The organism is bacterium, from assembly GCA_016703265.1.
Lineage (GTDB): Bacteria > Krumholzibacteriota > Krumholzibacteriia > LZORAL124-64-63 > LZORAL124-64-63 > CAINDZ01.
Genome location: JADJCK010000006.1, coordinates 137541 through 161406 on the forward strand (window position 1 = coordinate 137541; position 23866 = coordinate 161406).

At 69.2% G+C, this 23866-nt stretch carries 22 protein-coding genes; 6 read left to right on the plus strand and 16 right to left on the minus strand.

Translation table 11 applies throughout. The features are described from left to right. Positions 1 to 2: 2 nt before the first annotated feature. Genes IPG61_12440 through IPG61_12455 form a run of 4 tightly spaced genes read left to right on the plus strand, consistent with a single transcriptional unit; the run spans position 3 to position 4679 of the window. Positions 3 to 1043 carry a GDP-mannose 4,6-dehydratase gene (locus tag IPG61_12440; GenBank protein ID MBK6734863.1) on the plus strand — a complete coding sequence of 347 codons (1041 nt, stop codon included), beginning with the start codon at positions 3 to 5 and terminating at the stop codon, positions 1041 to 1043. After that, a complete protein-coding gene (locus IPG61_12445) occupies positions 1043 to 2365 on the plus strand; it encodes a UDP-glucose/GDP-mannose dehydrogenase family protein (protein MBK6734864.1) in 1323 nt (440 codons plus the stop codon). Before IPG61_12440 ends, IPG61_12445 begins: the two co-directional genes overlap by 1 nt. A gap of 57 nt (positions 2366 to 2422) precedes the next feature. Beyond that, entirely contained in the window at positions 2423 to 3559 is a 1137-nt protein-coding gene (locus IPG61_12450) for a DegT/DnrJ/EryC1/StrS family aminotransferase (GenBank protein MBK6734865.1), read from the plus strand. Further along, positions 3552 to 4679 carry a hypothetical protein gene (locus IPG61_12455; GenBank protein MBK6734866.1) on the plus strand — a complete coding sequence of 376 codons (1128 nt, stop codon included), beginning with the start codon at positions 3552 to 3554 and terminating at the stop codon, positions 4677 to 4679. Before IPG61_12450 ends, IPG61_12455 begins: the two co-directional genes overlap by 8 nt. A 14-nt stretch (positions 4680 to 4693) precedes the next feature. Here IPG61_12455 and IPG61_12460 read toward each other — a convergent pair whose 3' ends face one another. The 6 genes from IPG61_12460 to pyrR all read right to left on the minus strand — a co-directional run bounded on the left by IPG61_12460 (position 4694) and on the right by pyrR (position 11455). Then, entirely contained in the window at positions 4694 to 5611 is a 918-nt protein-coding gene (locus tag IPG61_12460) for a dihydroorotate dehydrogenase (GenBank protein MBK6734867.1), read from the minus strand. Further along, positions 5608 to 6453, minus strand: coding sequence for a dihydroorotate dehydrogenase electron transfer subunit (locus IPG61_12465; protein ID MBK6734868.1), 846 nt, complete (start codon positions 6451 to 6453; stop codon positions 5608 to 5610). Before IPG61_12465 ends, IPG61_12460 begins: the two co-directional genes overlap by 4 nt. After that, on the minus strand, positions 6450 to 8414 hold the full coding sequence (locus IPG61_12470; protein ID MBK6734869.1) for a hypothetical protein: 1965 nt from the start codon (positions 8412 to 8414) through the stop codon (positions 6450 to 6452). Before IPG61_12470 ends, IPG61_12465 begins: the two co-directional genes overlap by 4 nt. Before the next feature lie 174 nt (positions 8415 to 8588). Beyond that, entirely contained in the window at positions 8589 to 9914 is a 1326-nt protein-coding gene (locus tag IPG61_12475; protein MBK6734870.1) for a dihydroorotase, read from the minus strand. Positions 9915 to 9959: 45 nt separating this feature from the next. Next, positions 9960 to 10907, minus strand: a complete 948-nt coding sequence (locus IPG61_12480) for an aspartate carbamoyltransferase catalytic subunit (GenBank protein MBK6734871.1) — start codon at positions 10905 to 10907, stop codon at positions 9960 to 9962. Next, entirely contained in the window at positions 10904 to 11455 is a 552-nt protein-coding gene (gene pyrR / locus IPG61_12485) for a bifunctional pyr operon transcriptional regulator/uracil phosphoribosyltransferase PyrR (GenBank protein ID MBK6734872.1), read from the minus strand. The genes IPG61_12480 and pyrR overlap by 4 nt, the downstream gene beginning before the upstream one ends. Before the next feature lie 322 nt (positions 11456 to 11777). On the opposite strand from pyrR, the gene IPG61_12490 reads away from it, so the two are divergent. Continuing rightward, positions 11778 to 12143 carry a hypothetical protein gene (locus tag IPG61_12490; GenBank protein ID MBK6734873.1) on the plus strand — a complete coding sequence of 122 codons (366 nt, stop codon included), beginning with the start codon at positions 11778 to 11780 and terminating at the stop codon, positions 12141 to 12143. A 10-nt stretch (positions 12144 to 12153) separates the two neighbouring features. Here IPG61_12490 and IPG61_12495 read toward each other — a convergent pair whose 3' ends face one another. After that, the gene (locus IPG61_12495) at positions 12154 to 13485 is read right to left on the minus strand and encodes an ATP-binding cassette domain-containing protein (protein ID MBK6734874.1); all 1332 of its coding nucleotides are present in this window, start codon (positions 13483 to 13485) and stop codon (positions 12154 to 12156) included. Positions 13486 to 13589: 104 nt separating this feature from the next. Further along, the gene (locus IPG61_12500) at positions 13590 to 14549 is read right to left on the minus strand and encodes a tRNA-dihydrouridine synthase family protein (GenBank protein ID MBK6734875.1); all 960 of its coding nucleotides are present in this window, start codon (positions 14547 to 14549) and stop codon (positions 13590 to 13592) included. 191 nt (positions 14550 to 14740) lie between these two features. Between IPG61_12500 and IPG61_12505 the strand changes: the two genes are divergently transcribed. Further along, a complete protein-coding gene (locus tag IPG61_12505) occupies positions 14741 to 15844 on the plus strand; it encodes a glycosyltransferase family 4 protein (protein MBK6734876.1) in 1104 nt (367 codons plus the stop codon). A gap of 22 nt (positions 15845 to 15866) precedes the next feature. Here IPG61_12505 and glgC read toward each other — a convergent pair whose 3' ends face one another. From glgC to IPG61_12545, 8 genes are all read right to left on the minus strand, one after another. Beyond that, entirely contained in the window at positions 15867 to 17129 is a 1263-nt protein-coding gene (gene glgC, locus IPG61_12510) for a glucose-1-phosphate adenylyltransferase (protein ID MBK6734877.1), read from the minus strand. 62 nt (positions 17130 to 17191) lie between these two features. Then, entirely contained in the window at positions 17192 to 17563 is a 372-nt protein-coding gene (locus tag IPG61_12515; GenBank protein MBK6734878.1) for a response regulator, read from the minus strand. 104 nt (positions 17564 to 17667) lie between these two features. After that, complete coding sequence (locus IPG61_12520) at positions 17668 to 17871, minus strand: hypothetical protein (GenBank protein ID MBK6734879.1); 204 nt, start codon at positions 17869 to 17871, stop codon at positions 17668 to 17670. An 8-nt stretch (positions 17872 to 17879) separates the two neighbouring features. Next, positions 17880 to 19454, minus strand: a complete 1575-nt coding sequence (locus tag IPG61_12525; GenBank protein MBK6734880.1) for a PAS domain-containing protein — start codon at positions 19452 to 19454, stop codon at positions 17880 to 17882. Beyond that, positions 19444 to 20928, minus strand: coding sequence for a glycogen synthase (locus IPG61_12530; GenBank protein ID MBK6734881.1), 1485 nt, complete (start codon positions 20926 to 20928; stop codon positions 19444 to 19446). The genes IPG61_12525 and IPG61_12530 overlap by 11 nt, the downstream gene beginning before the upstream one ends. Next, positions 20925 to 21905, minus strand: a complete 981-nt coding sequence (locus IPG61_12535) for a hypothetical protein (GenBank protein ID MBK6734882.1) — start codon at positions 21903 to 21905, stop codon at positions 20925 to 20927. The genes IPG61_12530 and IPG61_12535 overlap by 4 nt, the downstream gene beginning before the upstream one ends. Before the next feature lie 391 nt (positions 21906 to 22296). Continuing rightward, entirely contained in the window at positions 22297 to 23193 is an 897-nt protein-coding gene (locus IPG61_12540; protein MBK6734883.1) for a DUF3473 domain-containing protein, read from the minus strand. Then, complete coding sequence (locus tag IPG61_12545) at positions 23190 to 23849, minus strand: class I SAM-dependent methyltransferase (protein ID MBK6734884.1); 660 nt, start codon at positions 23847 to 23849, stop codon at positions 23190 to 23192. Before IPG61_12545 ends, IPG61_12540 begins: the two co-directional genes overlap by 4 nt. Positions 23850 to 23866: the final 17 nt, after the last annotated feature.

A 23866-nucleotide genomic window follows, 5' to 3' on the forward strand; every position in this document is an offset into this window, starting at 1 on the left:
CAATGGAGACCGGACAGAAGCCGGGCTGCGACCTGGTCACCGGCGCTCTCGGCTTTGCGGGACTTCATCTCGTCGGCGCGTTGCTCACCGCCGGGCACACCGTGGTCGGCCTGGGCCGCCAGCCGGACGGGACGCCGTCCCCCGCCTCGGCCGGCGACTTCCGGCGCCATCCGGGCGCCGCCAGTGGCCTGCCCGTGGCCTACGCCGGTCCCGACGGTCGCCTGGACTACCACGAGACCGGGCTCGAGGACGCTGCCGCACTCGCCCGCATCGTCAAGGTCGAGCGCCCGCGGGTGATCTACCACCTGGCGGCGCAGAGTTCCGCTGCCGCCTCCTTCGTGGCGCCGCACGAGACGTTCACCGCGAACCTCCTGGGGACCCTGAACCTGCTGGAGGCCGTGCGTGCGCTGCCGGTCGGCGACCGGCCGCTGGTGATCGCCGTGGGCTCTGCCGAGGAGTACGGGCCGCAGCCGGAAGACGCCCCGCCCCTGACCGAAGGGGCGCCGCTGGCGCCACTGTCGCCGTACGCGGTCAGCAAGGTGGCGCAGACACTGCTTTGCCGGCAGTACCACCGCTCGTACGGCTTGCCCGTGATCGTGGCCCGCCCCTTCAGCCACACCGGGCCCGGCCAGAACCCCCGTTTCGCCTTTCCGTCCTTCGCGCGGCAGATCGCCGCGGCCGAAGCCGGGCGCGGGCCCGCCGAGATCCTGACGGGGGACCTCTCGCCGGTGCGGGACTTCCTCGACGTCCGGGACGTCGTCCGGGCCTACCGTGCGCTGGCCGCCCGCGGGCGCCCCGGCGAGACCTATAACATCTGCTCCGGAACGGCGTTGACGATGGAGGGCGGACTGAGGATATTGGTGGCCGCCGCGACCGTGCCGATCACGGTTCGGCACGACCCGTCGCGTGACCGGCCGTCGGATACGCCACGACTGGTCGGAGATAACCGCAAGCTGCGCTCGGAGACCGGCTGGGTACCGGAACACGACGCGGCTTCCGCCCTGCTCGATCTGCTTGCCGAGGCCCGAAAGGAATTCTCATGATCCGCATCTGCATGGTCGGCACCGGCTACGTCGGTCTGGTTTCCGGAGCCTGCATGGCCGACTTCGGGAACACCGTGACGTGCGTCGACATCAACCGTGAACGCATCGAGAAGCTGGAGCGCGGCGAGATCCCGTTCTACGAACCGGGACTGGACCGCCTCGTGCTCAAGAACGTGCGCGAAGGCCGCCTGCAGTTCTCGACGAGCCTTGCCGACGGCATGCGCGATGCCGAGGTCGTCTTCATCGCCGTCCAGACACCGATGTCCGAGAGCGGCGAAGCGGACCTGCAGTACGTGATGAAGGTGGGCGAGCAGATCGGCGACCTCCTGGACGACTACAAGGTCGTCGTCACCAAGAGCACCGTGCCGGTGGGCACCAGCCGCGCCCTGCGCAAGGTGATCGCCGCGCGCCTGAAGCCCGGGGCCAGCTTTGACATGGCCAGCAATCCGGAATTCCTGCGCGAAGGGTCGAGCATCGAGGACTTCATGCGGCCTGATCGCGTGGTGATCGGCGTCGATTCGGCCCGCGCCGAGGAACTGCTGCGTGCCATCTACCGTCCCCTCTACCTGCTCGATACGCCGGTGGTCAAGACGGGCATCGAGACATCGGAACTGATCAAGTACGCGGCCAACAGCTTCCTCGCCGTCAAGATCTCCTACATCAACGAGGTGGCGCGGCTTGCCGAGCGCGTCGGCGCCGACATCTTCGACATTTCCAAGGCCCTGGGCCTGGACAAGCGCATCGGCTCGAAGTTCCTGCACCCGGGTCTGGGCTTCGGCGGCAGCTGCCTGCCGAAGGACACCAATGCCCTGGTGCACATCGCGGGCGAGGCCGGCGACGACATGACGATCGTGCGCGCCGCCATCAGCGTGAACGCGGGAATCCCCGCGCGCGCCATCGCGAAGGCCGAGGCCATGGCCGGCAAGCTCGACGGGCGCACCATCGCCCTGCTGGGCCTGGCCTTCAAGCCGAACACCGACGACATCCGCTCCGCCGCCAGCCTGGAACTGGTGCGGCTGCTGAAGGAACGCAAGTGCCGCATCCGGGCCCACGACCCGGCGGCCATGGACAACTTCAAGCTGTTCCATCCCGACCTGGAGTACTGCACCTCGGCCTACGAGACCGCCGAGGGCGCCGACGTGTGCATGCTCGTGACGGAATGGAACGAGTACCGGCAGCTCGACTTTGCGCGCCTGGCTTCGGTCATGAGCGGCAGGGTGTTCCTCGATTGCCGGAACGTGTATGATCTGCCGCAGGTCCAGAAGCACGGCTTCAGCTACGATTGCTTCGGGCGGGCCAACCACCGCACGACGGGCGCCTGAGCGGCGCACGACGGTCCAATCCAACCGGCCCTTCGCGGCCAGACGAGACAGGTATCCATGACTGCTCCGCTTCGTCGTATCGGACGCTACGACCTGATCACGCCCATGCTGCCGTGCAAGGACGAGATCGTCGCGAAATTCGAGAAGCTGTTGCTGTCCGGGCGCTACATCCTGGCCGACGAGGTGCGCCTGCTGGAAGAGGAGCTCGCCGCTGCCTGCGGCGTGGCCGACTGCGTGGGCGTGGCCTCCGGTTCGTCGGCGCTCTTCGTGGCGCTGGCCATGGCCGGCGTCAAGCCCGGGGACGAGGTGATCACCACCCCGTTCACGTTCGACGCCACGATGGAAGCCATCATCCTGCTGGACGCGGTGCCGGTGTTCGTCGACATCCTCCCAGGCGACCTGAACCTGGATCCCGCGCGGATCGAGGATGCGATTACGCCCCGCACGCGGGCCATCATGCCGGTGCCCATTTTCGGGGCCCCCTGCGACATGGACGCGATCAACGGGATCGCCGCTCGCCGTGGTCTCGAAGTGATCATGGACAACGCCCAGGCCTTCGGGACGCTCTACAAGGGCAAGCCGATCTCCTCCTGCGGGCGCATGGCCACCCTCAGCTTCTATCCGACCAAGAACCTGCCGGGAATCGGCGACGGCGGCGCCGTCTGCTGCCGCGACAAGGCCGACGCCGAGCTCATCCGCCGCATCCGCGGGCACCAGCCCGTGCGCGCGAACAACCACCTCTACACCGGCTGGAACAGCCGGCTGGACGAGGTGCAGGCGATGGTCATCCGCGTGAGGCTGGCCCGCTTCTTCGATGAGCAGCACGATCGCGACCAGGTGGCCGCCATCTACGACAGCTACATCCCGGCCGAGAACAGGGTGCAGCTGGACGCGGGTGGGCAGGGCATGCGCATGACCTACCACCAGTACTGGGTGCGCTGCCACGACCGCGCAGGGCTGCACCGCGCGCTGGACGCGGCCGGCGTCGATGTCGGCATCTACTACGACCCGCCGCTGCACCGGCACGAGCTGGCCGTCTACTGCCGCGCCGCCGGCCCGTTGCCCGAGGCCGAGCGCGCCGGGCGCGAAATCCTGACGCTCCCGATCCATGCCGCGCTGCCGTTCGAGGACGCCCACCGGGTCGGAGCCGTGGTGCGCGAGTTCATGTCGGCGAGCGGGGGGCACGGTGCGTGAACCGTCGGCAAGCCGGGCCTCGTCGCTGACGTTCGCGTCGCTGGCCTCGCCCCTATCGCGCAACCAGTCGCAGTCGGTGATCGACCGCCTGCAGCAGCGCACGCGGAACCTGGCCTGCCAGCTCGAGCTGCTGGCCTCGCCCCAGCAGGAAGCCCAGCGCGCGCAGGAGACGTTCGTCGCCGCCAGCCGGCCCGAGATCGCCTTCCTGCTCAGGGCGCTGGGCGAAGGCCGGGCTCGCCTGCTCGTCCTCGAGGCGACCGACATGCTGGCGGCCGGGATTCCCGGCGCGCAGATCGTGTGCGTCCCTGACCGCGCCGCGCCGTTCGACGCGTTCCTCAATCGCAGCGGCCACATCATGGACGAGATGGAACCCGGCAGCCGGGTGGGCGTGCTTTCGCAGCGCGTGCGCGCCCAGCTGCAGGCCCTGTGGCCCGACCTCCGCTTCGAGATCCTCAGCGGGGGCGTGGATCGCGCCATGGAAACCCATCTGCGCCGCAGCGAGATCGACGGCCTGGTGCTGCCCGCTTCCGTCACCGAGCACCTGGGCATCCAGGGCATCGTCGCGGAGATCTTCGCCCCCGAGTTCGTGTTGCCCGGCCCCGGCCAGGGCACGCTGGTGGTGCTGGCCCGAGATGACGACGACACGGCGCGCGAACTCCTCGCGTCGCTGCATTCGGAGGATTCGGCACTGGAGCTCGCGGCGGAGTCGGCCTTCCACCGCCGCATGCTGCCCGACCAGGACCTGCCGGTCGGCGCCCTGGCTCGCGTCGGCTCCGATGGCATCGCCATCCTGGGCGGCACCGGCGCCGGTCGCCACCGCATCTCGGTCAGCGGCACGGTCGACGAAGCCGAGGCTGTCGGAGACGGCCTGGCCCAGCAGTTGCTGAGCCATTGCGACACCTTCATGAACCTGCTTGAAGGGGACTTTCCCGAAGGCTTGCCCGAGGAACCGGACGAGGACGCGACCCTGCTTGGCGGCCTGGCTACGGAGGAAGTCGACGAGCCCTTCGACGAGAACCTGGAAGACCTCGAGGAACTGCGCGGATTCGAGGACCTGGCGGGGCTGATCGACGACGAGGAAGCGGGCGACGACGACGATCCCGACGGTTACGACGACTAGCGCCGCACCGACGACTAGCGTCGGGCCAGATCGCGCGCGATGCGCGCGGCGGCGAAGGGATCCCGCATCTGCGCGGTGCCGACCTGCACTGCTACGGCGCCCAGCGCGAAGAACTTGAGGGCATCCTCCGGCTCGGCGATGCCGCCGACGCCCACCACCGGAACGCCCACGCCCCTGACGATCTGGTCCACCTTCGCCAGCGCAATGGGCAGGATGGCCTGCCCCGAATAGCCGCCGAACCGGCGCGGCAGGTACGGCTGGCCCGTGCGCAGGTCCACATCCAGGCCCACGACAGTATTGATCGCGCTCACGGCATCGGCGCCCGCATCACGCGCCGCAAGCGCCAGTTGCGCGATGTCCGCGACATTCGGCGTGATCTTGGCCAGCAGCGCCCGGTCCGGGAGCCAGGCGCGGGCTGCAGCTACGCAGCGGGCCACGGTTGCCGGAGCGCTGCCGAAATCGTGGCCGCCTTCGGCGACATTGGGACAGCTCAGGTTCAGCTCCACGCCGTGCCAGTGCGCAAAGCCTGACGCGTGTTCGTGCAACCGGCGCACGAGCGGCCCGAAATCCTCGGGAGTCGTGGCCGCGAGGCTGACAACCGTCGGCACGCCGCGCGCTTCCAGTTCGGGCAGCACGTTCGCCAGGAAGTCCTCGAAGCCCACGTTCTCCAGGCCGATGCTGTTGAGCGCGCCGCAGGCGGTCTCGACCAGGCGCGGCATGGCGTTGCCGGTGCGGGGCAGCGGCGTCACGGTCTTGGTCACCACCGCTCCCACGCCCAGGTAGGGCGAGGTACCGTCAGCGGCCCGGAAATCATGGGCGTGCAGCCCGTAGGCGAAACAGCCCGAGGCTGTCCAGATGCGCCCCGGCAGCTCACGCGGACCGAGCTTGAACGGCGCCGTGACCTCCAGTTGCCACCAGGACGGCAGGTTCATGCTGCTCCTCCAGCGGTGCCGGGCAACACTGACGGATCCCCCAGATCCGGCAGGTTCGCCGCATCGAAGACCGGGCCTTCAAAGCAGCACGTGGCATTGCGGATACCGTTGCCTTCGCGAACGGGCACGACACATCCCTTGCACACGCCGTAGCCGCAACCCATGTGCTCCTCGAGGGAGACCCAGCAGCGCCAGCCCTGCGCGCGTGCCAGCCGCGCCGCGGCCTTCAGCAGCGGCGCCGGGCCACAGGCATAGACCACGCCGTTGTCGCCCGGGGCCAGCCCCGCCTCCGCAGCGGCCAGTGCGGTGACGACGCCGGTGAAAGCGCCACGTCCCGGCGGCACGCCTTCCGCGCGGTCGACGGAGATCCCCCAGGAGTTGCCGAGCATTTCCCACGGTACTTCGCCGCCGTCACGCGCGCCGAAGAAAGCACGGTCGCGCGGACCGCCCCAGCGTTCCCGCCAGGCGAACACCGGAGGCAACCCGACGCCACCGCCCAGGAGCACGGCCGTCGATCCCTCGACCGGTGCCGGGAACGGCTCACCCAGCGGCCCCAGCACCTGCATGGCGGCACCACGGGGCAACGACGCCATGGCGGCCGTGCCGCGCCCGACGACGCGGTACAGCAACGACAGCGAGGTACCGGCGCCGGCGAGGATGGAGAAGGGCCGACTGAACGTCCAGGACCGGGGCCCCGGTTCATTGACCATGACGAACTGGCCCGGCAGGAAGGTAAACGGCTGGTCCAGCTCGAGATCCAGGCGCAGGAAGGCCGAAGAGACGAGCGCGTTGGCCGTCACCCGGCCAAGGGCGGAGCGCGTCGCGGGTCGCGAGGGTTTCACTGGGCAGGCCCCGGCGCCGGCGAGCGCAGGCGATCCCAGTTGGGATCACGTTCCTTCTTCGGCTGTTCCGGTTCGACGGGCTTGGCTTCGTCGACGGGCTTGGCTTCGGCATCCGGTTTGGTTGCGTCGACGGGCATCGCACCGTCGACGGGCTTGGCCTGCTCCCCGGATCCGGCTTCGGCACCCGCTGCCGCCCCGCTTTCAGACGCGCCCTTCACAGTTGACGACGCGTCCGCCCCTGGCGCAACAGGGCCATCGGCACCGGTCGCGGCGTCAGCGGGAGCGGCAATTCGAACGTCCGCTGCGGACGGCCCGCCGATCGGGATGACGATCTCAGGTGGCGGATAGGAAAGCGGCTCCCGGCGCGCGAAGTAGATCATGCGCCGCCGCGCGGGCGGTCCCGAGCCCGGGCGGCCGCCGGTACCGGCGATTGTCGGTGTCACGATCTCCTCGAGCGCCCGGCGTTCGTCTGCCGTAAGGTTGGCCAGGTTCCGCTGCTGGACCAGTTCGCGCTCGGCCAGCAGGAACTCCAGCAGTCCGCCGCCGCCCTCCGCACGCACTTCGCGAGCCTGGGCTGACGCCGGGAACCGCTCGAGCAACTCGTCGGCCACGACCTTTGCCGAGTCCGGATTCCCCAGCTTCTGGCCATAGGCCAGCCACAGCCCGTAGAGGGCGCGGGAGGCCAGCAACGAATCGGCGGCGGTGTCGGCCGCGGCTTCGCGATAGAGCGCTGCCGCCTGCGCCGCCCGGTCGAAGCCGAACAGCATGGCATTGGCCTGCAGTAGCTTCAGGCGGGGTACACGCTCGGGTGGCGCTTCGGCAAGGTCCCGCTCGGCAGCCAGGTAGTCCTTGAGCTGTTCGTTCAGGCTGCGGGTCTTCTCGGGTTCGTCCAGTTCATTGCGCTGGCCCAGCGCAATCTTGAACTGCTCGTGCGCCTCGGCATATTCCTGCCGTTCCAGGAACCGATATCCCAGGACGTCCGCCACGCGGGCCTTGACCACCGGCGTCTGCCATTCGGTCGGCATGGCCTGCAGCAGTGCCGCGGCGTCATCGGCCTTTCCCCGCGACACCAGCACCTCGCTCTTGACGAGCGCCAGTTCGCCTTCGGCCTTGTGGAACGCTGCCGCCTGGTCGAGCCCGTCGAGCAGTTTGTCCGCCTGGTCGAGCGCACCGGAACGCGCGAGGACCCGCCCCCGCAGGAGCTCGGCGCGGAACTTCAATTCACCGGGAGCGACCTCGGCCAGCATCTCGGTCAGGACGGTATCGGCCTCGGCATAGCGGTCCAGCTCCCACAGGCAATCCGCCAGCTTCAACGCCACGCGATCGCGGTCGCGCGCCTCGTCCCCGAGCGCCAGGTACTGCCGATAGGCGGTGCGGGCGCCCTCCCAGTCCTCCAGGGCGTAGGCATTGTCACCGGAGACGCGACTGACCTCAGCCTGGTAGCGGCTGTCCGGATAGGCCCGCTCCAGCTGGCCCAGGTAGTCCTGGCTGCGGTCGAGCGCGCCGATCAGGAGGTAATTGAGCGACTGGAGGTAGAGCGACTCCTCGAGGTATTCGCTGGCGGGAAAGTTCTGGAACAGCAGGTCGAACTGGCGGATCGACATGCGATACGATTCAAGCCGGTAATAGGCCTTGGCGCGCAGGAACAGGGCATCGTCCGACAGCTTGTGGCCGGGATACTCGTCGAGCACCTTCTGGGCCTTGGCAATGGCCGTCTCGTAGTCGGTCTTCTGGGCCCCGGCCGGCTTTGGCGGATCCTGGTTCTTGCGCAGCGCATCCTCGCGCACACGCTCGGCGTTGTCGAAGGCCCGCTTGGCGTTGTAGTAGGTGTTGTACTTGGCGCAGCCGGTGCCCGCCAGGGCCAGTACCAGAACGGCGCAGGCGGCCATGAAGACAGCGCGACTGCAGGCAACCGGCGTCCCCGGCCGGGGACGCAGCGACCCCCAGGCGCGACAACGCACGCCGGCCCCTTCGGCTGCCGGCCGGTCTGTGTGCGGCGGCGATTTCCGGCAATCGGTCACGCAAACCCCTGCCCGGGCGGCCCTTCGGACCGGCGAGCCCTGCTGGTGGCGCCCACGCGCCCGCTTCCACGGCCACAGCCCAAGTCGCATTAAAGCAAATACCGCACCCGTCGGCTACCGGCCGCCAGGGGCCGCTGCACCGCGCCAGGTGAGGCGGCCGCGCAGGAAGGTGGCGGCCACCATGCCGGTCAGCGTCTCGCCGAGGTACGGCGAATTCGCGCTGCGCGACTGGAACGACGGCCCCTGCACCGTCCACTCGCGCTCAGGATCAATCAGCACGAAGTCCGCCTCGGCCCCTTCCTCGAGCCGCCCCACCGGCAGGTTGAGCGCGCGCGCGGGCCGTTCGCTCAGGCAGGCGATGAGCTGCCCCAGGTCGAGCAGGCCCGTCTTGACGAGCCAGGTGATGCCCGCCGCCAGCGCCGTCTCCAGGCCGATGACGCCGAACGGCGCCTGGTCGAACTGGTATTCCTTCTCGGTCCCGGTGTGCGGCTCGTGGTCGGTGGCGATCGCGTCGATGGTTCCGTCGGCAAGTCCCTCGGCGATGGCGTTCAGGTCGTCGGCCTCGCGGAGCGGCGGGTTGGTCTTGAACAGGGGCGAATAGTCGCGGCATCGCGCGTGGTCCAGGCTGAAGTGATGCGGCGTGGCGGCAGCGGTCACGCGCACGCCCTCGCCCTTGGCGCGCCTGATGATCTCGACAGCGCCCTTTGTCGAGACATGCGCCACATGCAGCTGTCCCTTCGCTGCCCGCGCCAGTTCGATGTCGCGGAAGAGCGCCGCGTCCTCGGCCGCGCGAGCCATGCCGGGCAGGCCCAGGCGCGTGGCCCAGTAGCCCCCGTGCATGACGCCCTTGCCGGAGATGGTCAGGTCCTCGGGATGCGTGATGATCGGTACGCCGAGCATGGTCGCGTACTTCAGCGCGTTGCCCATCAGGTTGCCGTTCGCCACGGGCCGTGAACCGTCCGTGAAGCCCACGGCGCCGGCGGCGACCATGTCGCCGAACTCGGTCATCGCCTCGCCCTTACGGCCCGGGCTCACGGCGCCGGTCGGGTACAGGCGGCACAGGCCGGTCTCGCGGCCCCGGTCGATGAGGTAACGCACCATTCCCGAGTTGTCGATGGCCGGGTCGGTATCCGGCATCGTGACCACGGCCGTGAAGCCGCCGGCCGCCGCCGCGCGGCTGCCCGTGGCGATGGTCTCCTGCTCCTCGAAGCCCGGCTCGCGAAAGTGCACGGCCAGGTCGACCAGTCCCGGCGCGCAGACCAGGCCGCCGCCGTCGAGCGCAGGCAGGCCCTCGTGCGCCGGCGTACCGACGCCGAGCGTCTCGATGCGCCCCTTCTTCACGTGAAGGAAACCGCGACGCCGGCCCAGCGTGCCTTCGCGGCACAGGCGCACGTTCGTAACCAGGAACTCAGCAGGGATGCGCTCCCAGCTCCACTCCATGACGGACCTCGTTCCACGCGACCTCGGGGGTCGCGGCAAGCAGGACTAGGCGGCGGCCGGGGCCAGCGCCCCGGGGTCGCCGCCCGACAGCAGGTAGATCAGGGCCATCCGCACGGCGACGCCGTTGGCCACCTGGTCGAGGATCACCTGGCGCGGCCCGTCGGCCACTTCGCTGGCGATCTCCACATCGCGATTCATGGGGCCCGGGTGCATGACGAAGGTCTCGGGCTTGAGTTTCTGCACCACTTCGGCGCTGATGCCGTACATGCGATGGTATTCGCGGTTGCTCGGGAACGAGCGGCTGGAATGCCGCTCGAGCTGGATGCGCAGCACGTTGAGCACGTCGGCATCGCGCACGGCGCGCATCAGGTCGTACTCCACGCGCACGCCCATCCGGTCGAGTCCCGACGGCACCATGGTGGGTGGGCCGCAGACCGTGACCTCGGCGCCCAGCTTGGTCAGGCCCCAGATGTTCGACCGCGCCACGCGGCTGTGCGTGATGTCGCCGATGATCGTGACCTTGCGGCCGCGCAGGTCGCCCAGGCGCTGGCGCATGGTCATGATATCGAGCAGGCCCTGCGTCGGATGTTCGTGCGCGCCGTCGCCCGCGTTGATGACCGAGCACGCCAGCACCTTCGCCAGGTACCTGGCCGCGCCCGAGGAACTGTGCCGGATGACCAGCATGTCGATCTTCATCGCCGCCAGGTTCTCGGCCGTGTCACGCAGGGTCTCGCCCTTGGAAAGGCTGCTGGTGGCGGTGCTGAAGTTGACGATGTCGGCCGAAAGGCGCTTCTCCGCCAGCTCGAAGCTGATGCGCGTGCGGGTGCTCGGCTCATGGAAGAAATTGACGACGGTACGGCCGCGCATGATGGGCACGCTGCGCACGGGACGATCGAATACGGCGCGGAAGCGCGAAGCAATGTCGATCACGCCGAGGATCTCCTCGGCCGTCAGGTCCTCCAGGCCAAGGACATCCTTGCTGCGCAGGATCATGCCTCGCCGACCTCCCCTACCACGACTTCCAGCTTCTCGTCGAATTCCTTCACGCGCACCTTGATGATCTCCTTCTGCGACGTGGGCACGTTCTTGCCCACGAAGTCCGGCCGGATCGGCAGCTCGCGGTGGCCGCGATCGACCAGCACCGCCAGCCGGATCGCCTGCGGCCGGCCCCAGTCCATGATGACGTCCAGCGCCGCACGCACCGTGCGCCCGGTGTAGAGAACGTCATCGACCAGGATGATGATCTTGTCGTTCACGTCGAAGGGCATCTCGGTGGACGAGACCTTGGGCGAAGGTCCGAGGCGGCTGAGATCGTCCCGATAGAAGGTGATGTCCAGCGCGCCCTGCGGCACGTCGATGCCCTCGACCTGGCGGATCGCGTCGGCCAGCATCTTCGCCAGCGAAACGCCGCGTCGCTGCACGCCCAGCAGGACGAGGTTGTCGATGCCCTTGTTGGCCTCGATGATCTCGTGCGCCATCCTCTTGAGCGCCCGGTTCATCTCCTTGGCGTTCATGATGACGGCTTTTTCAGTGAAGTTCATGTGCAATCCCCTGGCTTGGCTGGCCCAGAACCCGGCTGGCAGGCATGAAAAAGCGCGGCCCGGCGGCCACGCGGTCCCGGGCTCAGGCAGCCCGGCGGATCGGTCTGGTGTCATCGCACGTCGTTCCTGGCGTGGACCGCGCGCAATGTAGCAGCCCGCCCGAGCGGGCGGCAAGAGCTTTCTCCCGGAGCGGCGGCGGTTCCGTATTGAGAGGCGTTTTCATTTGAAATGGTCTTATCAATAGGCCAGATTCTTGCATACCCCTGTTCATCGATGGGATTAGTCGTCAAGCTCAAGGGGACACGTCAGGGAGGAACGGACCATGTCGAAGAAGAACCTGTTGATCGCGAGCCTGTCGCTTTGCCTGCTCACCTACGTTGCCGGCACGGCTGCCGCCAAGACCGCTTACGTAACGCCCTGGAAGAACGCCTACCCGGGCGCCTGCACGACCCTGAAGAACGCGGCCTCGGCCTGCGTCCTGTGCCACACCGACGTGCCGGACCTCAATGCCTACGGATCGCTGCTGCAGGACAACAACCGCAACTATCTCGGGGCGGGCTCCGCGGACTCCGACGGGGACGGGCGCAGCAACACCCAGGAGATCACCCAGGATTGCACGCTGCCCGGCGACGTGGCCTCGCCGAACGACGACTGGAAGTGGGGAACGCTGAAGGCGACCTACCGCTGACAGGCGCCGCTCAGGCGGGCCGCAGTCCGCCCGGCCCCGGCACCCGGATCTCACAGCCGATAGCCGCCAGGAACCGGTGGTCGTGGGAAGCCACGACCACCGCTGCTTCAGCCGGCACTGCCTCCAGAAGGCGACGGACCAGGCGCCGGCCGGCGCCGTCGAGCGCGACCGTGGGCTCGTCCAGCAGCAGCAGCGGACGGCCCGAGCGCAGGACCAGCCCGAGCGCCAGGCGACGGCGCTGGCCGCTGCTGAGGTCGCGCGGGTGCCTGGCGCCCACATCAGCCGGCAGCCCCAGCTCGCCGGCGAAGGCAGCGACATCCACACGGGCCAGCACCGGATCGACAGCGATCTCCCGCGCCACACTCGACCGGCTGAACAGGTACTCCGGGAACTGCGGCGCCAGGAGCGCCAGGCCGTGACCGGTGTCCTGGGCGCCGTGCGCATAGAGGCGGCGGCTTCCCAGCCGCACTTCCCCGGCATCGGGCCGCCGCATCCCGGCGCAGACAGCCAGCAGGGTACTCTTGCCGCAGCCGTTGCCACCGCAGATGCCGAGGCGGTCGCCGGCGCGCAGTTCGAGGTCGACGCCGGCGAATCCCCCGCCTTCGCCGAAGCGGCAGACGACCCCCGAGAGGCCGAGGAGCGGCGCTCCCCGCCCAGGCGTGTGCGTATCCCGTGCACCGGTCGGCATTCCGTCGTTGCCTTCGTCAAACAGGTCCTGCCAGGCTGCCTCGCCCAGCAACGATGCCGGATCGCCGCGCGCGACCACCCTCCCGCCGCCGAGAATGAGCAGTTCGTCGGCGCGGAGGGCTTCGCGACGGTCACAGGTGGCCGTCACCACGCAGCCGCCCGTCTCCTGCCGCCACGCTTCCAGCCGGGACAGCACCCAGTCGGCCTGGCGGGCGTCCTGCAGGGCCGTCGGTTCGTCGCAGAGCAGGACGCGCGGCCCCGATCCCAGCGCCACGGCCAGGGCCAGTCGCTGCTTCTGGCCGGCCGAGAGCAGGCGCGGGTCGGCGTCCAGCAACGGCTCCAGCCCGAATCCGTGCGGCACCACTACCGGGCCCCGGCGCCCGAGCGCCAGCTCCCCGCCCACGGTCCCAGCCACGAACTGGTCGTCGGGATCCTGGGGCAGCAGCGCTGTCGGCACACGCAGGGGGGAATCGGCTCCGGCCAGGAAGGCCAGTAACGAGGACTTTCCCGAACCATTGGCACCGGCAACCGCGACCCAGCCGCCCGGCCGCAGGGCGAGGTCCAGGTCCGCCAGCAGCGTCGCCTGGCCCCCGGGCCGGCGCTGCGAGAGCGTCCAGCCGCGCAGGTCGAGGAAATGGGTGCCGTCAGGCGGCATGGCGCGGCTTTCGCGCGCAGGCGCGGCGCGCGCTCACGAGGCCACCTTGTCGTCGTCCGTCGTGCGCGGGTCATCCTGTCCCGCAGCCTCGGCGAGCAGCGCAATCAGCGCCGCGGCGCCTTCGGCCTCGAACAGCCGGCGCCGGAATGCGGAAGCGCCGGGGTAGCCGCGGAAGCAGCGCGTGATGTGCGAGCGCACGACCAGGCAGCCGTGACCCTCGCCGCGGGCAGCCACCTCGCCGCGCACATGGTCGGCGGTGACGGCGCACATCTCGGCGAACGTGATGTCACGCGCCTCCACGCCTCGTCGACGGCGCGCATCTGCTCGAAGATCCAGGGATTGCCCATGGCGCCGCGACCGATCATGACGCCATGGCAGCGCGTATGCGCCACCATCGCGCGGTAGCTGGCGCCGTCGACGACATCGCCGTTCCCGATGACCGGGATGTCGAGCACCTCCACCAGGTGCGCGATGCGGTCCCAGTTCGCCTGGCCGCTGAACTTCTGCGCGCGCGTACGGCCGTGCATGGTCACCCAGGAACACCCGACCTCCTGCAGCAACAGGCCCACCTCGTCGTAGTTGACCTTGTCCTCGTCCCAGCCGGTGCGGATCTTCGCGGTGACGGGCACGCCGCTGTTGTCGATCACGGCCCGGATGATGCGCTCGAGCAGCGGCACGTCGGCCAGCAGCGCACTGCCTCCGCACTTCTGCACGACCTTCTTGACCGGGCAACCGAAGTTGATGTCGAGCACGTCAAGCCGGCGAGTGGACAACAGCCGCGCTGCCTGCGCCATGTGCTCGGGGTCGGCGCCGAAGATCTGCACGCCGACGAGCCCTTCCTCGCCGTCGGTATCGACCAGCTTCCAGGTGTTCTCGCCGCCGTACGTGAGGCCGCTGGCGGACGCGAATTCGCAGAAGCCCATGTCGGCGCCGTACCGGCGGCAGATCTCCCGGAAGGCACGATCGGTCACGCCGGCCATGGGCGACAGCAGCCGGCGCACCCCGCCCAGCCAGGGCAGGCGCGGATCCAGGCGGGTCTGCTTGCGCGGCAGCGCGGTCTCCATGGGCTCCCCGTGGCGGTGGACGTGGCGATGAAAACAACCTGTCGGGCGGCGGCTCAACCCCTCCCGGCTCCGGCCCAAACTAACCCGCGGGAGCCGCCCCGGCAACGCGACGCCCGCGTCGCTGTTCACCATTGGCCCGCGCGCGGCGAGGCCCTATCATCGTGGCAACGCACCTGAAAGGCGCTGCCGGCATGGTCCGCATCTGTTTCGTCAATTCGCTGCGTGGCTGGGGCGGCGCCGAGGTCTGGATGCTGGACACGGCCCGGGCGCTGGCCGGCCGCGGCGTGACCGCCGGCATCATCGCCCAGCCCAGCAGCGAGTTGCTGGCACGCGCACGCGCTGCCGGCGTGCCGACCGCGGCGATCCCCATCCGCTTCGACGGCGCCCCCTGGACCCTGGCGCTGCTCACGCGGCAGATGCGCCGCTGGCGCCCCCGCGCCGTCATCGCCAACCTGACCAAGGACCTGAAGGCCGCGGCGCCGGCGGCGTGGCTGGCCGGCGTGCCCTGCCGACTGGCCACACGCGAGAGCGACTTCCCGCTCAAGCCGAAAGCCTACTACCGCTGGTACTTCACGCGCGCGGCCACGGGTGTGCTCGTCAATTCGGAGGCCACGCGCCGTACCGTCCTCGACAGCGCACCTTGGCTCGACGAGGAACGTGTGCACCTGCTCTACAAGGGCATCGACCTGGGACGCTTCCACCCGCGCCCCCGTGAACGCCGCGGCGACACCGTGGGCTTTGCCGGCCAGCTCATCGAGCGCAAGGGCCTGTTGACCCTGATGGCGGCCTGGTCACTGCTCGAAGCCGAGCCCGGGGTGCCGGCCCGTCGACTCCTGGTCGCGGGCAGCGGCCCGTTGCTGGAGCAGCTGGCGGCCTGGCGCGCTGGACTGGGCCGGCCCGGAAGCGTCGAACTGCGCGGACAGGTCGAGGACCTCGTCCCCTTCTACAACGAACTCGATGCGCTGGCGCTCCCGTCCTGGAGCGAAGGATTCGGGCTGGTCGCTGCCGAAGCCGGCGCCTGCGCGGTGCCGGTGGTTGCCGCGCGCGCGAGCAGCCTGCCCGAGATCGTCGACAACGAGCGCACCGGGCTGCTCGTGCCGCCGGGCGATGCCCCGGCCCTGGCCGCGGCGCTGAAGCGCCTGCTCGGCGATCGCGACCTGGCCGTGCGGCTGGGACTGGCCGCACGCGATCGCGTGTCGCTACGCTTCGACCGCGAAACGACACTCGATCGCCTGTTGGAACTGACGGGAACAGGGAACGTCGAAACCGGGGACAGCCGCGGACGCAGCCGGTAGTCGCCGGCAGTCGCCGGCCAACCTACCGCGCAGGTGCGACGGCGGGCTTCGCCTGCACGAGGCCCGAAAGGTCGGCGTGCCGCGGCACGACGACGACACCCGACGGCGAGACCGTGAAGTGCGCCGCATCCCATTGCGGGTCGCAACCGATGCGCATGCCGTCGGGCACGATGACGCCCTTGTCGACGATGCAGCGCCTGACCTCGGCATGCCGGCCGATACGCGCGCCGTCCATGAGGATGCTCTCTGTCACGCGGCTGTAAGAACTCATCCGGCAACTGTGGCCCACGACCGAGCGCTCGATGCGCCCGCCGGAGATCATCGAGCCGCTGCCGATGATGCTGTCCTCGACGATGCCGGGCAGCGGCCCGTCGGCGGCGATGCCATGCACCGTCTTGCTCGGCGGCAGGGGCGGCTGCCAGGCGCGGAAATGCCAGTCGGGATCGTAGAGGTCGAAGGCCGGACGCCGCCGCGTCAATTCCATGTTCGCCTCGTAGTAGCTGTCGAGCGTCCCGATGTCACGCCAGTACCAGGCATTGCCGGTCGCCGGGTCGCGGAACGGGTAGGCGAAGACCTCACCGCGCGAAACCATCTCGGGGATGATGTTGCGACCGAAGTCGTGGCGGGAATCCGACTGCTTCACGTCGTGGCACAGTTCGCGCACGAGGCTCTCGGTGTCGAAGACGTAGACACCCATGTTGACCAGGCAGTGGTCGGGATCGCCGGGAATGGTCTTGGGATCGGACGGCTTCTCCTCGAACCCGATGACCTTCCAGTTCGCGTCGACCTCGAGGATGCCGAACTGGTCGGCTCCCTCCTTCGGCACAACGGCTGCGCACAGGCTCAGCTTGGCACCTTCGGCTTCATGGAATTCCAGCAGCTTGGCGTAGTTCATCCGGTAGACATGGTCCCCGGACAGGATGAGCACGCGCTTGGGGCGCCGTTCCTCGAGCAGGTAGATGTTCTGGTACACGGCGTCGGCGGTGCCCTGGTACCACTTCTGCCCCACGCGATGCTGCGGCGGGATGCGGTAGAGGAACTCGTCCGCCTCGTAGCTGAAGATGTTCCAGCCGCGCTGCAGGTGCTGGTCCAGCGAGAACGACTTGTACTGCGTCAGCACGTAGATCTGCCGCAGCCCGCTGTTGACGCAGTTGGAAAGCGTGAAATCGATGATGCGATAGGCGCCGCCGAACGGCACGGCGGGCTTCGACCGGTCCCGCGTCAACGGATACAGACGCTCACCCTGCCCGCCGGCCAGCACCAGGCTCAGCGTGCCACGAACCAACTCTCGGTTGCTCAACGCGACCACTTTCCGGCCGCGGACCTCTGCCCGCGGCACTCACGCTGTCAGCTGCGCGACGCCAGCCGTTCCTCGAGGATGTTCTTCACCGTGTTCAGCAGCTCCGTCACGTCGGACGACTTCGTCACATAGGCGTCGGCCGCCCACGTCAGGTAGTTGTCACGGTAGCTGGAGAAGGCGGTGTTGAGCACGACAGGGATGCTGTTGTTGCGCTCGAGGATGCGCTGCAGGGCCTCGATGCCGTCCATCCCCGCCATGCGGATGTCGAGGATGACCAGATCGGGGTGCATCGTGTCGACGAACTCGAGTCCCTGGGCCGCGTTGCTGGCGGTCATCGTCTCGAAGCCCGCGCGACGCATTTCGGTCTCGTAGAGCAGCCTCAGATGAGGCTCATCATCGACGATCAGGATCTTGGCCATATTCGCCCTCCTTTGCGAATCGGAAGCCGCGAGGCCTTCCTATCGCAATCTACCGCCGGCCACCCGACTACGCTACTCAAATCGCCGTTCCGTTCGGCCCGGCCCTAGCCGCGCGGCAGGGGCAGGATGAACCAGAAGCCCGCCCCGCCCTCCGGCCGGTTGACCGCCCCGGTGACGCCCCCGTGCGCCTTGATGATCTGCGCGCAGATGGTCAGTCCCAGGCCCGATCCGGTGGGCTTGGTCGAGAAGAACGGCGAGAACAGCCGCTTGCCGTCCGATTCTGCAAACCCCGGGCCGGAATCGAGCACCTCGACCTTCAACCCTCCATCCAGGACCGTGGTCGGACCACGACCCGGCCGCCGAAGGCCTGGGCCTGCATGGCGTTCATCAGGTAGTTCTGCAGGACCTGCTGGATCTCGCCTGGATGGCATTCCACGACGGTTCTGCCACCCTCCGTCTCGAGGACCAGGTCGACTCCCGCCCCCTCCAGTTCGCCCCGGAACCGCTCGGCCGTCTCGCGCACCAGGTCGTCGACCACCGTCTCCTGCCGCAACAGCTTGCGGGGGCGGATGAAATCCAGCAGGTCGTGGATGATTTCCTCCATCCGCGCCACCTCTTCCGAGATGATCGCGGCGAAGCGATGATTCGGATCGTTCTCATCCAGGTTGCGCGTCAGCGACCGCGCGAAGCCGCCGATGGCGACCAGTGGATTGCGCAGTTCGTGGGCGACGATGGCCGAGGTCTCGCCCATGACGCTCAGGCGCTCCATCCGCAGCAGGGTCTGCTGGTCCTCCTTCTGCTGATGGTGCGCGCGCCGCAGGTCCACCAGCCGCTTCTCCAGTTCGCGGTAGAGACGACTGTTCTCGACAGCCGCCGCGCTCTGGTTGGCGAACATCTGCAGGAACTCGAGGTCGAGATCGGTGATCTCCTGCCCGCTGATGGCGTTGTCGGCGACGATGACGCCGACCGGTCCGCTGCGGATCGTGAGCGGGGCCACGGCAAACGGCCCGCCACCGAGCCAGCTCCGCAGTTCCTCCACGCCGGGCAGGTGCATATCGTTGGTCACGCGCTCCACGCGGCGCTCGTGCATGGCCCTGACCAGCAGATGGTCGATGTGCTCGAGGGGCACGATCATGCGCCGCACGATCTCGTTGACCGCGGCATTGGTGTTCTTGATCGACTGGTCGTAGCTGGTCATCATCTCGAACAGGTCGGCGGGCCGGTCAGCCAGGTCGTGCCAGATGCGCGCCGCCTCCTCGGGATTGCTGGGCCCGATGGCGACCTCGCCACGCAGGTGAAGCCCTGCGTCATCGACCAGCAGCAGGAATGCCCGGTTGAAGCGCAAGCCCTGTCCGGCGGTCACGCAGATGAGGATCGCCTGCAACAACTGGTCGAGCGTCAGGTGCGCCCCGTAGAGCGCCTCCGAGACCTGGTTCAGGAGCGGCAGCTTTGCCAGGCGCGCCGCGCGCACCTGGTCATGGTGCTCCCGTTGGCGAACGTCCTCGACGTGGAACAGGCAATGGCGACGGCCGTCGTCCTGCCGCGCGTCGCCGTCGCCGGACGGGTGCAGGGGCTCAGCCATGAAGCTGGAGCAGACAACCTCGACCGGGATCAACTCGCCCTTCACGTTGCGCAACTGCATCTGCCGGCGCAGGCCGCCCTGGCACGCCCCCAGCAGGGTGCACTCGGAAAGGGCTCCTTCCGGCAGGAACCAGTCGGCACAGATCTCCCCCGCCAGGTTCTCGGGCGGCAGCCCGAGGAGTTGCGCGGCCCCCTGGCTGGCTGCGACCACCCGCCCGCCGGCATCGGCCATCAGCATGGGCTGTCTCGACTCGCGGAAGCCCCTGGCGATCAGCGCCAGTCTCGAGATCTCCAGGTCGTCAGCCGACATCTCCGTCCTTTCCAACGTCAACAGCCGCGGCACCGGTCGCCGCTTCGTACATGATCTCATAGGATGCGGCGGCGCGGTCCCAATCGAACACGCGCCGCATGCCCCTGGCCTGCAGGGCCGCCCAGGCCGTCCGGTCCGTCCACAACGCGTCTGCACGGCGCAGCGCGCCGAGAAGCGCCTCGGGCCTCGGCTCGTCGAAGACGAAGCCGTCGCCTTCGGACAGGGCGGCATCCGTCACCGTATCGGCCAGGCCTCCCGTGCGCCGGACAACGGGCGGCGCGCCGTAACGAAGGGAGTACATCTGCCCCAGGCCACACGGTTCGAAGAGGCTGGGCATGAGGAACAGGTCGCAGCCTGCGTAGATGCGGCGTGCGAGCGCATCATCGAAGCCGCGCACGAAGGCGACGCGTCCCGGCAACGCTGCAACCACGGGTGCGGTCTGGACCTCGAGGGCAGGATCGCCGGTACCGAGCAGGGCAAAGCCGAAGCCATCGCCCGCCAGGCGTTCCAGCAATGGAAGTACCAGATCCATGCCCTTTTGCGCGACGAGCCGACCAACGAAGCCGCAGACGGGACGGTCCTCGTCCACGGTCAGCGACAACTCCCTGCGGAGGGCGGTACGGCACTCGCGGCGACGTCCAGGCGCGCTCGCCGAGAACGGCGCCGGCAACGCGGGATCGGCCTTCGGGTTCCAGGATTCGTAGTCGGCACCGTTGAGGATGCCTTCGTAGTGCGACCCGCGCCCGGCCAGCACCCCTTCCAGTCCGCAGCCGTACAGCGCTCCCGAGAGGGTCTCGGCGGCGTAGGTCGGGCTGACGGTGTTGACGCGATCGGCCGCCAGGATCCCGGCCTTCATCAGATTGGCCTGGCCGTGGAACTCGAGCAGGCCGGGGAAAGCCGCCAGTTCCGCCGGCAGGCCCAGATCGACCACGGCCGCGGCCGGATGGATCTCCTGATGCGCCAGGTTGTGGATGGTGAGGACCGTGCCGGCGGCGCCCGGCAGGGATTGCGCATCGAACCACTGGCGGCGGTAGACCGGCGCGAGGGCCGCCTGGGCGTCATGGGCGTGCACGATGTCCACGGGCCAATTGAGGAGCCCCGGCAGGAGCAGCGCCGCCTGCGCCAGCAGCGACGCGCGTTCCAGGGTCGGCACCGCGACGCCGCTCCCGCCGTAGATGCCGCCACCGAACACCGCGGGCGATTCGATCAGGTACACGCGCGGGCCACGGCCAGCCCGTGCACGCTCGAACACGCGCACCGGGACGAACCTCTGGCCGAGGCGGACAGGAATCGTCGGCCCCGGCCGCGGTCGGAATCCCTCGGCCGCGGCCGCAGTGGCGCCGTAGAGCGGCAGCACCACGCGCACGTCGTGCCCGCGGCGGGCCAACGCCTGGGCCAGCCCGGCCACCGCATCGGCCAGGCCCCCGACCTTTGCCAGGGGTGCGTACTCCGCGCTCACCATCAGGATGTTCATGCCTGCTCCCCTGTGCCGGCCGGGAAGTCCGGCCCGACCGTAACGTCGCGCAGCCGTGCGGCGGCGTCTTCCGGCATCGCCGCGTTGATCGCATAGCCGGTGCCCGCCTCGAAGCCGGCCAGCCGGCTCAGGCGCGGCAGGATTTCGATGTGGCCGTGCCACTGGCTCACCGCCCGCTCGCCCAGGGCGTCGAGTGCCGGGTCGCCGAAGCCGCCGGCGCCGGCTGACTGCGGCGCCAGGTGGAAGACGACGTTGAGCGAAAGGTCGCCGTGCACCGCCTGCAGGCCGCGCAGGACGCCTCCGAGCATCGCCGCCAGCGACATCCGCACCGCCGGGTCCGCCTCCAGCGGGCAGGGGCCGTGCAGGGTCGGCACCAGCAGCACTTCCCACGGAAAGCGGCTGGCCCACGGGGCGATCGCGGTCCAGTGCGCATCGGCCGCGACCAGGCGCGAACCGTCGCGCCGTTCGGCCGCCACGAGGTCGCAGAGCAGGCATGAGCCGCGCTCACGGTGCCAGGCGTTGAATCGCTGGGCCTTTTCCACCGTCAGCAGGGGCGGACGCGGCGTGCCGATGATCTGCAGGTGCGGATGCGTAAGCGTAGCACCGGCCTCCGGCCCGTGGTTGCAGAACGGGGCCACGAAGCGGACACCGGGCTCGGCCCTGAACGAATCCACACGGTCACGCAGGACGCCGAGCACCTCGGCCAGGTCCCCGACCGACAGGGCGGCGAGGCTCGCCCGGTGGTCGGGCGAGTAGACGACCACTTCATGGCGCCCCTCGCCGGCAGTCGCCGGGTACAGATCGGCCGGGACCGGAGCGGCCGGGGCCGGGGCGGCACCGGCGGGCGTGACGGCCGGATACAGGTTCGGGAATGCCCGCAACCGCCAGCCCGGTCCGTTGGCAGGACTGCCCGCTGGGCGCCCGAGGGCCACGACTTCGGCGGTGGTCTCGGTCTCGTGGCCGGGCAGAACGGGCACAGGCCGTCACCGGCGCCGCGCCGCTGCAGGAGGGGGAATTCATTGGGCCCTGCCCTGCCGGCCGGTGGCAATGATGACCCAGCGGCCGGTCAGGGGGTCCTGGCGCAGCATCGACACGTGCGGATCCTTCCGAAAAAAATCCCGATGACCGGGAACCCGGGCGCCGTCCGTGCGTATCCTACAACACATCGGAGATCGAACCAACCGCGACCCCCAACGCGGACACCTCCTCCGAAGGCGCACGGATCGGAACCGGGACGACGAACCGACAGCTGATGACAGCAGGGCGAACGACGACAGCAAGGCGAACGACGACGGCAGAGCGAGTGATGACAGCAGAGCGAGGCGGCGGCGGACCTGTGGCGCAGGTCCGCCGCTGTTTTGCCGGGGCTCAGGCGTCCGCGACCGCCGTGCCCAACGTCCTGACGGGCAGGCGGCCGCCTTCGCGCAACCGGCGCGCGTGATCGGCCAGGGTCAGGAAGGTGCCTTCGCGGAGGATACGCTCGAGCTTGACCGGCATCGAATCCTGGCGTCCCTGGCTGCGCAGGCGCATCAGCGGCGAGAGCTTCGCGGCAGGCCGGAATGCGTCCATCTCCCAGGGATGCAGGTAGATGATTGTCGGCACGCCCTGCGCGCGCGCCCGGGCCCGCAGGAAGCGGAAGGCCGGCCAGGGCAGCAGCCGCAGGTACCCGCCCCCGGAAAACGGCACGTTGACGCCCAGGCAGCGCCAGGTCGGCATCGGGATGACCAGGAGGTCATCGGCACCCGGTCCCAGCGTGAACGGGGTGCGCGGCGAGGCGGGCTGGCCATAGCGCGGATGGCGCACCGGGAACAACGAACAGTCGTAGCGGAATCCCAGTTCGCGCAGCACGGGCAGGTAATGGTGCACCGGTGGCGTCAGGCTGAAGCTGGGTGCGCGGTAGCCCTCGGGCCTGTCCACTCCGGCGCGCGCCAGCGCCGCCAGCGCACGTTCGCAGTCGGCGCGGAACTCGGCCATCGTCAGGTGGAAGACCTCGGGATGCCCGTAGCTGTGACAGCCCACCTCGTGTCCCCGTCGCACGATCTCGCGCACGAGGTCGGGAAAGCGCTCCGCCGTCCAGCCGAGCACGAAGAACGTTGCCTTCACGCCGTGGCGGTCGAGCAGGTCGAGGCACTGCGCCGTGCCCGACTCCACGCGCAGTTCCTGGTCGGCCCATGTCGCCGGCGGCACGTGGTCCAGGTAGTTGTGCCCGTGGAACCACTCCTCGACGTCGATGGTGATGATGGTCGGGGCTTCCGTGTTTCTCATCCCAGCCTCCGCGGACGGGCCACGCAGGCGAACTGGAGCCAGCGCATGTCGGCCCAGCGACCCAACGTCACCAGGTTGGCGACCTTGAATTTAAGGGAGCCGGTCGGGTTGATGCCCTGCATGCGCACCATATCGAATCCCGCCTCGGTGAACAGCCGTACCAGGCTGCTGCGTGTGAAGAACCGCAGGTGCGTGCGGTCGAGGATGCCCTCGTCGGTGTAGTCCCAACGGCCGCGGACAACCAGGTCCCAGACGTTGAAGAAATAGCGGACGTTCGGCAGCGATGCGACCAGGACCCCGTCGGGGCGCAGCACGCGCCGGGCTTCGTGGAGCAGCAGCGACGGCTCGACCAGGTGCTCGAGTACGTCGTTCATGACCACGCAGTCGAACCGCGCGTCGGGCAGTTCCCGCAGGCAGGCGTGCGCATCGCCCACCAGCACGTGGTCGATCGTCGCCCGCGCCCGTGCGGCCGCTTCCGCCGACAATTCCACTCCCCAGATCTCCAGCTGCCTGCCGGCGCGGGCAGTGCGCAAGGTGGCCGCGAACGCCCCGGCCCCGCAACCGATGTCCAGCAGGGCGCCGGCCGCCTGGGGAACGAAGGGCTCCATCTCGCGTCGCGGGTGCCCGTAGTAGGCCGACCGGTCCTGTTCCGACATGCCGCCGCCCATCTCCC

Excerpts from the sequence above, each read along its gene's own strand:
- IPG61_12440 (MBK6734863.1), top strand. The coding sequence starts at position 3 with ATGGAGACCGGACAGAAGCCGGGCTGCGACCTGGTCACCGGCGCTCTC.
- IPG61_12450 (MBK6734865.1), top strand. The coding sequence starts at position 2,423 with ATGACTGCTCCGCTTCGTCGTATCGGACGCTACGACCTGATCACGCCC.
- IPG61_12460 (MBK6734867.1), bottom strand. The coding sequence starts at position 5,611 with ATGAACCTGCCGTCCTGGTGGCAACTGGAGGTCACGGCGCCGTTCAAG.
- IPG61_12475 (MBK6734870.1), bottom strand. The coding sequence starts at position 9,914 with ATGGAGTGGAGCTGGGAGCGCATCCCTGCTGAGTTCCTGGTTACGAAC.
- IPG61_12480 (MBK6734871.1), bottom strand. The coding sequence starts at position 10,907 with ATGATCCTGCGCAGCAAGGATGTCCTTGGCCTGGAGGACCTGACGGCC.
- pyrR (MBK6734872.1), bottom strand. The coding sequence starts at position 11,455 with ATGAACTTCACTGAAAAAGCCGTCATCATGAACGCCAAGGAGATGAAC.
- IPG61_12490 (MBK6734873.1), top strand. The coding sequence starts at position 11,778 with ATGTCGAAGAAGAACCTGTTGATCGCGAGCCTGTCGCTTTGCCTGCTC.
- IPG61_12495 (MBK6734874.1), bottom strand. The coding sequence starts at position 13,485 with ATGCCGCCTGACGGCACCCATTTCCTCGACCTGCGCGGCTGGACGCTC.
- IPG61_12500 (MBK6734875.1), bottom strand. The coding sequence starts at position 14,549 with ATGGAGACCGCGCTGCCGCGCAAGCAGACCCGCCTGGATCCGCGCCTG.
- IPG61_12505 (MBK6734876.1), top strand. The coding sequence starts at position 14,741 with ATGGTCCGCATCTGTTTCGTCAATTCGCTGCGTGGCTGGGGCGGCGCC.
- IPG61_12515 (MBK6734878.1), bottom strand. The coding sequence starts at position 17,563 with ATGGCCAAGATCCTGATCGTCGATGATGAGCCTCATCTGAGGCTGCTC.
- IPG61_12525 (MBK6734880.1), bottom strand. The coding sequence starts at position 19,454 with ATGTCGGCTGACGACCTGGAGATCTCGAGACTGGCGCTGATCGCCAGG.
- IPG61_12530 (MBK6734881.1), bottom strand. The coding sequence starts at position 20,928 with ATGAACATCCTGATGGTGAGCGCGGAGTACGCACCCCTGGCAAAGGTC.
- IPG61_12540 (MBK6734883.1), bottom strand. The coding sequence starts at position 23,193 with ATGAGAAACACGGAAGCCCCGACCATCATCACCATCGACGTCGAGGAG.
- IPG61_12545 (MBK6734884.1), bottom strand. The coding sequence starts at position 23,849 with ATGTCGGAACAGGACCGGTCGGCCTACTACGGGCACCCGCGACGCGAG.